Source organism: Acetobacteroides hydrogenigenes (assembly GCF_004340205.1).
Taxonomy (GTDB): Bacteria; Bacteroidota; Bacteroidia; order Bacteroidales; family ZOR0009; genus Acetobacteroides; species Acetobacteroides hydrogenigenes.
Genome location: NZ_SLWB01000018.1, coordinates 1 through 12259 on the forward strand (window position 1 = coordinate 1; position 12259 = coordinate 12259).

Consider the following 12259-nt stretch of genomic DNA (forward strand, 5'->3'; position numbering starts at 1 on the left):
ACAGTTGCTCTCTATCCTTCTCCAATCGTCTTCCGAAAATACAACTCTCAGAGTACAATTGGTCCTCTCTTTTTTGGGCATGCAAACATACGAGGGCACAGGGATTTAGATGTGAGATATGAGATATGAGATGTGAGATATGAGATGTGAGATATGAGATATGAGATAGCCATTCTTTTGACTTCTTTGACTTATCTAACTTCCATCTATCTCCGTTTAACTTCCTCTTCTGAGTTTCTCATCAGCGTCCATCCCCCTGCCCCTTTATCCAAGGGGGACTGGCGTTTAATAACCGCTGTGCTTATCCTGTAACTTCTTCTAACTTCCGCATACCTCCGTTTAACTACTGTAGTCTCTTCTGAATTCTCTTCTGCCACTACACTCCCTCGCCGGGATGCATGGCCTCGGCCTCGTCCCACGAGAGGATGGCGTTGATGATGGTGGCCGCCACGTTGCTTCCGCCCTTTCGTCCCTCTACAATTATAGCAGGGATTTGGCTGCAGCCGTACTTCAACCTCCACTTCGACTCCTTAACGTTGACAAAGCCAACGGGTGCCGCCACTACGCCACAGGGCTGTGCGGTGCCCCTCCGGATATGCTTGGTGAGCTCGATAAGCGCTGTAGGCGCGTTACCAAAGGCGTAAAGCGCATCGGGATGCTCCTCCACGGCCAGCTGTACCCCTGCCTGCGTGCGGGTGATGTTGCCCTGTGCGGCCATCACCGCTACGCGGGGATCGTCGAGGTAGCACTTTACCTCTATCCCCAGCTTATCGACCATTGCCTTGCGGATACCGCTTGTTACCATGCGCACGTCGGTAACCACCACAGGCGGCCTACCCGAGAAAAACTTTTTATGCAGCGACGCGATAACCCCATCGGTGAGGTAAAGCATCTTGGCAACGCCGAAGTCGGCCGTGGTATGGATGCAGTGCAGCGATGCCCACAGGTGCTCTAGGCTCATGCCCGTAGCATCCAGCTCCGAAAGAATCGTTCTGAAGCTCTCGTTCATAATCATCCTACCAACGTTATCCTCCGACTTTTGCTCCTCGGAATAGTAGCCCCTAGGGGTTACAATAATGTTATCCTTATATTTAGATTGGCTGTTGCCAATAATCACCACCGTGAACATATCGGCCATGTCGGCGCGTAAGTCGGCCAAGCGCACCACCTCGGTACTCTGATGCTCCCTACCCACATGGTGGGCCAACCCTACGGGGGTGTCGGGCGAGCGATGCTGCAGGAAGATTTCCTTTAGGCGGCTGAGCTGCCAGTAGCGGTCGTGGCTGTAGGGGTTGTAAACGGCCGTCACAAAGTCGGCAGATGCGGCAGCCTCAATCCTGCGCTCGATGGTTTGCCAAGGGGTGAGCAGATCGCTTAGGGAGATGGAGCAGAAATCGTGGCCAAGCGGCGCCCCCAGCAGGGCAGCGCCTGCAAACATGGCGCTGATACCGGGCACCACCTCAATCTCCACATCGTCGGCGGCGTTCTGCAGCTTCATCTCCCACATCAGCGAGGCCATGCCGTACACGCCCGAGTCGCCGCTGCTAACCACGGCAACCGTCTTCCCAAGCCTAGCCATATCGAAGGCTGCCACGGCGCGCTCGCGCTCCTTTTTCATGCCCGTGCCGCAGGTCTCCTTCTCCCCTATTAGGGAGGATATCAGCTTTAGGTACAGCTTGTACCCCACAATAACATCGGAAGCACCGATGGCCGCCACCGCCTGTGGCGTGATTTGCTCGCTAGAGCCGGGACCAATCCCAACTACATATATTTTACTTGCCATAGCATAATTATTTTCTTCTCTTTCTCCGTCGGTTTCAACTGACAATAGTGAATAATAGTTCCGAGAGCTTTGGGGCTGCTTTTCCCTTAGCAAAACATCTACCTGAGAGGTCGGATTGAGCTTTTCCCTTGGTAAAACATCTACCCGAGGGCTCCGATTGAGTTTTTCCCTTGGTGAAACATCTACCCGAGCACTCCGATTGAGCTTTTCCCTTGGTGAAACATCTACCCGAGCACTCCGATTGAGCTTTTCCCTTGGTAAAACATCTACCCGAGCACTCCGATTGAGCTTTTCCCTTGGTAAAACATCTACCCGAGCACTCCGATTGAACTTTTCCCTTAGTGAAATATCTACCCGAGAGGTCGGATTGTCTAAATCTGTCAAGTCTGTAAGACCAGACAAGTTTGCCTTGGCATATATACCATTCTAGACCTTCCTTAATCGCCGAAATACGGGAATATCACCACGGCGAAGTAGGGTATGGCTCGTTCCTTCAGGTCGTCGGCACAGGAGGTTACGAACTGCTTACCTGTACCCAGATATTCGGCATAGAAGAATGGTCGCTCAATCCCCTTTAGGAAATTGTACCAGCCATCCAGCACCTTTGGCTTCATCACCACCAGCGCCTCATTGCCTGTTAGCTTCTGCTCTATCTCGGTAAAGGAGCTGGGCAGGGCGATAACCGAAAAGCGTCCGTTACCCTCAACCAGCGGTAGCCCCATCTCCGATGCGCCGTGCACAAAGGCGGGCATCCCCGGGATAAGGTAAAAGGGTATCCTATCCTGCCGTATGAGCTTTAGGATGTAGCCAAAGGTGCTGTAGAAGAGGATATCGCCTTCGCTTACCACCACCACCTTAAGCCCCTTTTCGTACTCCTTTCGGATGATGGAGTAGGCCTCAAGGTAGTTGCGCTCGCGATCCTCGGCCCCCATTGGAAGGCTTAGCGGAATGGCCTTATGCGCCATGTCGAGCTTTTGTAGGATAGGTAGCGAAAAGCTGCTAGCCCTACCATCGGCCATGCTGGTTGCCGGGTAGAATATTACATCGGCCAGCTGGAGCATGCGTAGCCCCTTTACGGTTATCAGGTCGGGGTCGCCAGGACCAAGGCCGACGCCTGTTATTGGATATAGCGTATTCATTGGGTTTATTTTATTTCTTTTTTCAACACAGAGACACGGAGACACAGAGGGCACAGGAATTTAGATGTGTGATATGAGATATGCGATGTGCGATATGCGATGCCTTCTCTGACTTCTTCAACTTCTTCTAACTTCCGTTTACCTCCGTTTAACTTCATCTAAACTTCCGTTCAACTTCTCTGACTTCTCTGACTTCTTTAACTTCTTCCAGGTTCACTTGCAACTGCCTCTACCTTCTGCTTTGCCTGGCACTGCTCCACCTTGTCCACCAGCTCGTCTATCGACTTATGGTGCGACACGGGCACCTCCTCGAAGAAAAGGGTGTAGGGCTTCTCGGCATGGGTAGCTATCTGTAGCCAAAAGGAGTCGCGGTTGGCCGAGTGCTCGAGCTTTATCCCACGGCGGGCAAAGGCTCTACGCAGCAGGGTAAAGTGAAAGCCATGCCCCGCAACAGGCAGCGTAGCGTGATACTCGTAGGCCACCTTAAATAGGCCTGTACGCACATCGAACTGCACGTTGGTTTGTCCAAAGAGGTTGTTAAAGACGCCCGACAGCAACAGGTCTTCGGGACTGCCCACATCCAGCGGACCATTACGGTGCAGTATCCACAGCTTATCGGCCATCTGTAGCGCCAGCTCCATATCGTGGGTCGACATTAGGATAGACTTCTGCGACTTGGAGGCCAGCGTTCTCAGCAGCTGCATTATCTCCACGCGTGTAGGAAGGTCGAGGAATGCCGTTGGCTCGTCGAGCACAATCAGCGGCGTATCCTGCGCCATAGCCTTAGCGATAACGGCCTTTTGCCGCTCGCCGTCGCTTAGGTTGCTCAGCAGCTCCTTGCGCTTATGGGCAATCTGGCAGCACTCCATAGCCTCAGCAACCATTGCCCTATCCTCCTTCGACATCCTACCCAAAAAGCCGGTGTAGGGGCTGCGGCCGTAGCCCACCAGCTCCTCTACCGTTGCGTTGGGTACCGAAAGCCTATCGGTAAGCACAACGCTTAGTTCCTTAGCCAAATCGTGGGCGTTAAGCGTTGCCACCTCGCGCCCGCCAATGGTAACGCTGCCGCTTAGCGCAGGCTGAAAGCCGCACAGCGTACGGATGAGCGTGCTCTTCCCCGTACCGTTGGCACCAAGGAGGCATACCAAGTTCCCCCTTTCGAGCGTGGCGTTTAGGTTGGGAGCAACCACCTTACCACCGGAGTAACCTATGGTAAGGTCGCTGATGTCCAACATAGGCGCCATCTTTTGTTTAGAAGTATGATGCTTACTCTCCATCGGCATTAGATTTTCTTCGACGTAGTATAACGGATATGACAACAGGTGCACCCACAAAAGCGGTAACCGAGTTTACGGGTAGAGCCGTTTCGAAACCGGGCATGCGGGCAATAAGGTTACACAGCAGCGCGGTGGCCACTCCAAACAGAGCCGTAAATACCACCAGGTAAACATGGTTGGATGTCCGAACCAGATACTTTGCTAAATGGGGAACGGCCAATCCTATAAATATAATCGGTCCACAAAAGGCTGTTACGATGGCCGTGAGTATACCCGACACCAAAATTATCAGCACCCGCGCTCGGCCTACCCTTACGCCTAGGTTGCTGGCGTAACGGTCGCCCAACGAAATAAGGTTAAGCTGCTTTGACAGAAAAAAGGCAACCAGCGAGAAGAGCACGGTAATGGCGGCAAACATCATCGACTTGCCAAGCGATAGGCGGCTAAAGCTGCCTAACCCCCAAATCACGTAGCTGTGCACATCGGCCTCGCGGCTAAAATACTTAAGGATGCCCACCATCGAGTTGGCCAGATAGCCAAACATCACCCCCAAGATTAGCACCCCCAGCGTGCCGCCAATCCGTTTAGAGATTGACAGGATTACCAGCAGCACCGCCAGGGAGCCCGCCAACGACGATAGGATGATGGTGAAATCGCCCCAAAAGCCTAGCATGCTTAGCGAGATGTTGAGCAGCTGCCCCGTAGCCATAACCACCACGGCAACCCCTAAGCTCGCCCCTGAGGATATCCCCAGCACCGATGGACCAGCCAGCGGATTGCGGAAAAGGGTCTGCATCATCAGCCCTGCAATACCCAGCCCCATGCCCGCTGCCGCAGCGGTAATAGCCTGAGGCAGGCGCGTACGTAGCAGGATATTCTCCCAAACTGGGTTGGATGAAGCACCACCTGTGAAAACTTCGACCACGTTTCTGAATGGAATATACACCGATCCCAATGCTAGGTTTAAACCAAAAAGCACCAACGAGGCGGCCAGCCCCAGAAGAGCCACCAACACCCATCGCTTACCCGATACGCGTACCTCCTCCACTACCGTTTCCTCCTTTCCTTAGGTGCCACCACCTCGTTGCTGTAGGTAAGCGTATCGTAAAATACGCGCCTATACTTGGGTAGCAGCTCGGGGTGGAAAAAGGAGATGTAGTCGGCCAGCATCTGATGCGGACGAACAGGGTTTATCTCGTCGTAAGGTGTTTCGCGAAGGTTTATCAGCATTACCTTACGGTTCTTAAAGGCATCGAAGTAGCCGTAGCGGGCATCCTCGGCCAATAGCGAGGCGCTATTAAACCCAGCTGGACTGCTGGTGCGTAACCTCCAAAAGTCGCAGTGAGCGGCCTTCTGGTAAATGGTTTCAAAGTCGACTGTAGAGCCGCCCTTATTCTTATCCTTTATTATATAATCGGCACCGGCATCCTTAAAGTAGATGGCGTAGAAGCTCTCGCCACCGGGCACATACCAGCTGTCGCCCTTCATCTTCCCCGAAAAAACGGTTGGCCTACTCTTTACGTTAGCCGCCAACGCCTTTAGCCTTAAATACTCCTTTTCGGCATGGGCAAAAATACGGTTGGCCTCAGCCTCCTGTCCCGTAAATATGGCAATCAGCTTAATCCACTCGGCACGTGCCAACGGCGTTGTCTCGTCGTAGGCGGTAATGGGAACAAGATGCAGCCCCAGTCCTACAATAGCCTCGTAGCCGCCAGCCTTTATGGGCGACACAAAAACCACATCGGGATTTAGTCCAGCAATCTTCTCCACATCGAAGTTACCCTCCTTGCCCAGCCTCAAGATCTTACCATCGGCAATTCGTGCCTTAATGTCCTTATTAAAAAGATAGTCGCTGCTGTTAATACCCACCAAACTACCAATGGCATTAAGCTCGGTAAAGTAGGCTATTTGGGTTGATGATAGGCAGATGGTACGCTCGAGCGGCACCTTTATGGAGTTGGGATATTGCGCTACGCCCCTTTTGCTTCTAGGCTCCACAATAATATCACCCAGCACCTCGGTCGAATCAATCGGGTTGAGGATAAGGATACGCTTTACCCCCTTCTTCTCGTAAACCTTAAAGCCCTTGGCATACCTCATAGGTTGTAGCTTACCGCCAAACTCATCGGCAATGCGCTTGGCCGTGTTAACCTCGCCAACACACGACTCCACCCAAGGAAGTAGCATTAGCACCGCCATCTCCATTAGGATATACCGCAATCGGACTGCTCGTTTAGTATTCATAGCTCAACTATTTTAAACAGGATAAGCCGCAACCTGCTACCAGCAAGCCACGGCCACCCATTACATATATCTTTCTACTTTTCTTTTTACCCACTTACTAGTAAGCACAGCACCGCTCACGCTAACCACCAGTCCGGATAGGCAAACCAGCAGCAGCAGCGTCTTACGCAGCCACTCGTGCTCCTTTAGCCACTGTATATTAAATGTGTGCAGCGCCCTGTAGAGCCAACGTTCGGCTCGGCGCGAGGCATCGTACACCGTGACCAGCTCGCCAGTTTGGGTGGATACATACACCCACGAGCGGTTGGCATCCGTCAGCTCCATCTTCAGCACGGGCAACGGTCGGGCCCCCATTCGGGTAAGCTGGTAGTAGTTGTCGAACTTCTGAAGCAGCTCGCGCCTCTGAGGCACGTAGCCAAACACCTTTTTCGCATAGCCTACCACATCGGCAACCTTATATCCTTCTAAAGGTGCAACAGAGTCGCCCTTGATTAGGAAAACCTCTGGCTCGTAGGTGCCCTTGCTAAAGAGCTGGTAGCACGGTTTGCCCAACGAGGAGGCAAATACCACCCGCTTTACATCACCCCGAGAGGCCAGCAGCCCCTGTAGCGCAGGGAAGCTCTGCCTGTAAGCATCGCGCTTCACCTTGGGCTGGTTCCACTCCTTCTGGTAATCCACCGACTCGTCGCTTTTGGCAATCCAGCTGGGGACTCCCGCCACCGAGATGTAGGCGCTAAGGCAGAAGGTTAGGGTGAAGATGCCGAAGTAGAAGCCCACCACATGGTGCCATCGTATCCAAGCCTTTGTATATGGCGAAGAAAAGCCTCGGCTTCCCCGCCTCATTCGTATAATCCCCACAACCACACCGCAGAGGCACATCACCGCACCCAGCACCAGTAGGGCAAGCAGCAACGAGTTCCAGAACGGATGGTTGATGGAGAGGTATTTAAAAATTATGTAGTGAGGAATGGCACCAACCAGCGCCCAAAAGCGTTCGCTGCGCGTGGTTAGCTGCACAATGGTGCCGCTCTTAGCTGCTACATACACCACCGACCTATCCTTATCGGCAAAGTAAACCTTATATATGGGCAATGATGACTGGTACTGCTCCCAAGGAAGCCAGATATCAAGCGTTGATATTTCGGTAACCCTAGCCGTATCGGCCGAAACCACCCGCTGAGCTGCAGCAATGCAATCCTTTCGGGTAGGTTTAGCCACCTTGGTAAGGCTATCGGCATAGTACGTTTTGGCCGTGCGAGCCATCTTACCAACACGGTAAACCGCCCTCCCCTCCTGCATCTCCAAGGTAATGGTACCCTTACCCAGCTCGGCAGGGAAGAGAAGCGAACGGGCAGCAGAGGAATCAACCGCTGCCAGAGATCTAAAAGCTTCTGTCTGGCTATAGTGCGGAAATCCGACGAAAACCAGCACCATCCCAGACAGAAACCAAACACAGAATAGAATGCTAAGCAGCATTCCCAGAACCTTATGAATCTTTACAAAAAGTTTTACCATACCAATATGCTGTAAAAGGGATAGGCTAACCAACATCGGCTACCTACCCCTCCAGTATAAGCTACTTTGAAATCTTAAAATTCAGTCCACCAAATACGGTACGCCCCGGCGATAGCGTTCCGTAAGGCATCCCGTACGGAGCATCGTCCACGTAGTCGAAAATATTATCGATACCAGCAATAGCATCGATGGTTACACCTGCGCAAACTTTAAAGGTATGAGTTGTGGTAAACTTCCAGATGTTGTATCCACGAGCATTACCCTTAGCGTAGAACTTTTCGTCCTGCAGACGACCATTAATCGAAGCGTTTAGCACATACCTCTTGTATGAGTATCGGTAGCTGGCCATTACCGTTCCGTAATGCTTAGCCGCCCCTTCAAGTGTTGTATTGGAGGTTAAGTTCTTAGCCTCTACCAACGAGTAGCCGCCACCCACGGTAAAGCCATAGCCCACGTAGGCATTTGCCAAAAAGTCCACCCCCTGAGAACGTGCCTCCGAAATGTTCTGGTGCACTTTTACCTTCTTCGCACCTTGAGCAGCCTGCTCGGGTGTAGGCACCTGTTCGGGACCATAATCGATTAGATTTCTTAAGTCGTTACGGTAGCCAGTAACCGAAAGCGATACGCCCTTTTTATTATACTCTACAGATGCAGAGTAGAAATCGGACGATTGAGGTTTAAGATTTTCGTTCCCTAAGTATAAGGTTCCTGTCTTAAAGTACTCGAAGTAGAGTTCCTTAAGAGTTGGCGCCTTAAACCCGCTACCATACGATGCACGTAAGTTGAAATCGCCTAAGGAGTATAACGCCGAAATCTTGGGGGTAAGTCGGCTACCAAAAGCTTTATGATCTACAAAGCGAGCACCAGCAACAATGCTTAAGCTCTTTATAGGTGTATACTCGTCCTGCAGATAAACACCGGCAGTGTAGGCATCGGCGCTGCCGCCCTTAAAGCGTGCCGGAGAGTCGATGTTTTCATTAACATAATCAAGCCCTGCTGTAAGCAGATTTTTATCGCCAATAGCCGTTACGCTCTTTAGATTGTACTTATTGCGCACCTGCTTGGTGTTTAGCGTCTTTTGTCCATCCGAGAAGAGTAGCTTCTTTGTTTTGCTATCTACCACATCCTTATTGTAGTGGTAGTAGTACCAGAAGTTATCGGTAGCCGCATCGAAGGTGATGGTGCTTTTACCGTTTATTTTATACTTAACGCCAGCAGCACTGCTTACATCCTTATAGTAGAAACCAAAATCAGCCACCGACTTTGGACGAAAATAGTCCTTTTCGTACCAAGAGCCTTGTGCATAAACATCGAGGTTAGAGGTTATGCCGTAGGATAGGCGCTGGCTAACCGTATTGTCATAAAAGCGGTTTACCGCCTTGGCTTCCGTCAAACTTAAAGCCTTACTCTTAGCATCAATTTCAAAAGGGCTTAGCTGGTAGCCATCAATCTGCTTATGGGCAAACTGGGTATTCGACGACAGCTTACCAATATTCAAATCGAGCGTGTTGGCCTGCTGAAAATCGCCATACGCTCCAAAGCGGGTAGTATTGTCGAAGCTAACGGTACTCTTACTCTTTTTGGTAATAACGTTGATAACTGCACCAATGGCATCAGAACCATATAGGGCCGACGAGGCACCCTTAACTACCTCTACGCGCTCGATATTATCGGGCGAGATTCTGTTTAGATCGGTTTGTCCGCCTACATCGCCATACACGCGCTTGCCGTTTACCATAAGCACAACAAAATCGTTACCCAAGCCATTGACACGTAGAAACGAGCCCATGGTACCAGGCGTAAAATCAAATGAGGGGCTAATGGAGGTGGCCATCTCCTCGAACGAGCGGGGAGCCAGCTTGGCAATGGTCTTATTCGAGAAAACCTCGGTTTGTACGGGTGCTGTCTTTAGGCTGTGGTGCGTTCCTGTTCCGGTAACCACCACCTCGTCTATAGCGCCAACCGACTCCTCCATCCTAAAGGCTAGGTCCGACACATCGCCACGAACGCTTACGCGCTGAGCCAGACGCTGCATGCCCGTATAGGTTGCCACCAGCGTATAATCACCCGCCTTAGGTACCTTAATAGTAAACTCTCCGTTGACGTTGGTGGCCGCACCAACTGTTAGTCCCTTTACCATTACGTTGGCGCCAACAATTAGCTTTCCGTTAGACTTCTCAGTTACGGTTCCCTTAATGGTGTACGACTGTGCGCCTGCAGCTACTGCTAGCATCAGCGCTAACAGCGTTGCCAATATCTTATTCATTCTCTTTTTTTGGTTGGTTTGTTAACTGATGGCACCAAGTATCACGATATACGTAGCGCGAAAAAGCGCTCTAAAACACTTAGCGGTTTATTCCCAAATTTTCGTGATACCTGATATGTGCGTCATTATATCTCGGGAAGCTCTCTACTTCCCTCCTGCTATCTGCTGAAGATGCTTCACCCAAATGCTACCTATGGCATCTAGCTCGCCCATCCCCTTTAGGACAACCTCTACGGTAAATCCCTCCTTGGTAAGCAGCGACTTCCAGCTGGTAGGTTCGCTACCAGCCATGTCGTTTACCGCATGATCGCCAGCAACCAGCATAAAGGGCATTAGCCATACCTTCTTTACGCCTTTAGCTTTAAGGGAGGCCACCACATCGTCGAGCGTGGGCGTACCCTCTACCGTTCCTATGTAGGTGTTGGCATCGACCTTGGCAAAGTAGTACTGCATGGCTGGATAGTAGACGTTGGAGGTGTGCTTAGAGCCATGCCCCATAAATACAACCGCCTCCTTTCCCTTTCGCTCGGCAGGAACATTGGCTATCAGGGCCGATGCCACCTCGCTCATATCGGAATCGCTCCATAGCAGCGGAGTACCCACCGTTACCTGCCTAATCCCCTTAGGCATCTTGGTAAAGGCGTTGGCCGTTTGCACCAAATCGTCGTACTCGTCGCCTGGAATTATATGCAGCGACTGCACGTAAACGTTGCTGTAACCATCTTCGCCCAGCTTAGCTAGCGCCTCTGCTGGCGAAAGAATCTCCTCGCCACGCTTCCTTAAAATCTTTCGAATAATTTTAGATGTGTAGGCCCAGCGAATCTCGGTGTTCGGAAATGCCTTAGCCACCTTCTCGCCTACCCTGTCGATGGCTCCTTTAGAGTCGGATAAGGATGTACCAAAAGCCACCAGCAGAATTGCCCTTTTGGGTTCGGCCTCGCTACCGGCTGCCGCCAACGTGGTGGTGTGGAGCAACAGCGGAAGGCATATAAGCCAACCCATAAGCAACTTTAACCTCGTAATCATCATTGTATTAAAAATTAAAATTAATACAACATGCCCTTTGCTAAATGCAGGAAAATAAAAGTGAAGAATACGCCTAGGTTCATATTCAACAGCTACTTCTTACCCGGAAGCAATACATGTGTTTGTTGAATGAGGCAGGTCTCCTGACTTACCTAGTATTGCGGCCTTCCCACCCTCTTTCGAAGGCAGTGGCGTAGACTTGCAATACCAGCTGCAACGCAGCTATTGGCATACAGTAGCGGGTACTGTTCCGGATTCACACCGGATTCCCTTTTACTGGCTGAGAAGGATTCCCAACCAGTCACCTTATTCGGGTGTAAAATTAGGGTAAAATATTAAGCAACCAAAGAAAATTCGAGGGTTTCCGGGAAATTGTACTCTAGGATTTTCTAATATCAATTGATTTATTCCGCTTAAAAAGCGAAGTATTGGTTACTTTGCTTGACTCTTATGCTCTACCCAAACGTTTACGATTTCCTTGTAGACTTCAATTCCAACAAGTTTGGGTTCAACGGTATAGTCCGCCTTTTCGAGTACTGATTTCCATCTATCAGATTCTTCGCTAGCCATATCGTTATTAGCATAATCGCCAGCAATTGACGTAAGAGGGGCAATGATTACTTTTTTATTCGCAATAGTTTGCGATTTTAGCGATGCTACGATATCGGCAATGCCCGGTTCTCCTTCAACCGTTCCAATATAAAGTTTGTAAGTAGGGTATTTTTTATTAATGTCCTCTTGAAGCTACTTACAGTAGGCATTATAGACAATTAACTTTTATAACCATATTTTTAACGCTCTATCACTTATATCTGATACTATTAAGAGAAGGTATAAATCATACCACTACGATCAAAAATCGCGTTTTGTATTCTGTTGAAAATAAAAAATACCATCTCAAACGAAATGGTATTCTATAAGAGCCTCTCACCGGACTTGAACCGGCGACCTACGCATTACGAATGCGCCGCTCTACCGACTGAGCTAAAGAGGCTTGTTTTCACTTATG

General features: G+C 50.5%; 9 protein-coding genes, 1 tRNA gene and 1 riboswitch. All 10 genes read right to left on the bottom strand.

All coding sequences use genetic code 11. The features are described from left to right. Positions 1 to 376 precede the first annotated feature (376 nt). On the bottom strand, positions 377 to 1783 hold the full coding sequence (cobJ, locus tag CLV25_RS14270; RefSeq protein WP_131840342.1) for a precorrin-3B C(17)-methyltransferase: 1407 nt from the start codon (positions 1781 to 1783) through the stop codon (positions 377 to 379). 437 nt (positions 1784 to 2220) lie between these two features. Continuing rightward, positions 2221 to 2922, bottom strand: coding sequence for a precorrin-2 C(20)-methyltransferase (locus CLV25_RS14275; protein ID WP_131840343.1), 702 nt, complete (start codon positions 2920 to 2922; stop codon positions 2221 to 2223). A 197-nt stretch (positions 2923 to 3119) separates the two neighbouring features. After that, positions 3120 to 4199, bottom strand: coding sequence for an ABC transporter ATP-binding protein (locus CLV25_RS14280; protein WP_165877093.1), 1080 nt, complete (start codon positions 4197 to 4199; stop codon positions 3120 to 3122). Continuing rightward, complete coding sequence (locus tag CLV25_RS14285) at positions 4189 to 5247, bottom strand: iron ABC transporter permease (RefSeq protein ID WP_243649642.1); 1059 nt, start codon at positions 5245 to 5247, stop codon at positions 4189 to 4191. Before CLV25_RS14285 ends, CLV25_RS14280 begins: the two co-directional genes overlap by 11 nt. After that, entirely contained in the window at positions 5247 to 6443 is a 1197-nt protein-coding gene (locus tag CLV25_RS14290) for an ABC transporter substrate-binding protein (RefSeq protein WP_131840345.1), read from the bottom strand. The genes CLV25_RS14285 and CLV25_RS14290 overlap by 1 nt, the downstream gene beginning before the upstream one ends. Before the next feature lie 60 nt (positions 6444 to 6503). Further along, positions 6504 to 7958: a PepSY domain-containing protein gene (locus CLV25_RS14295; RefSeq protein ID WP_165877094.1), complete on the bottom strand. Its 1455-nt coding sequence runs from the start codon at positions 7956 to 7958 to the stop codon at positions 6504 to 6506. Positions 7959 to 8019: 61 nt separating this feature from the next. Then, on the bottom strand, positions 8020 to 10224 hold the full coding sequence (locus CLV25_RS14300) for a TonB-dependent receptor (RefSeq protein ID WP_131840347.1): 2205 nt from the start codon (positions 10222 to 10224) through the stop codon (positions 8020 to 8022). Between the two features lie 144 nt (positions 10225 to 10368). Further along, a complete protein-coding gene (locus tag CLV25_RS14305) occupies positions 10369 to 11253 on the bottom strand; it encodes a sirohydrochlorin cobaltochelatase (protein WP_131840348.1) in 885 nt (294 codons plus the stop codon). A 113-nt stretch (positions 11254 to 11366) separates the two neighbouring features. After that, positions 11367 to 11574, bottom strand: a riboswitch (cobalamin riboswitch). A 108-nt stretch (positions 11575 to 11682) separates the two neighbouring features. Then, positions 11683 to 11982, bottom strand: coding sequence for a sirohydrochlorin cobaltochelatase (locus tag CLV25_RS14310; protein ID WP_131840349.1), 300 nt, complete (start codon positions 11980 to 11982; stop codon positions 11683 to 11685). A gap of 189 nt (positions 11983 to 12171) precedes the next feature. Next, a tRNA-Thr gene (locus tag CLV25_RS14315) sits at positions 12172 to 12244 on the bottom strand. Positions 12245 to 12259: the final 15 nt, after the last annotated feature.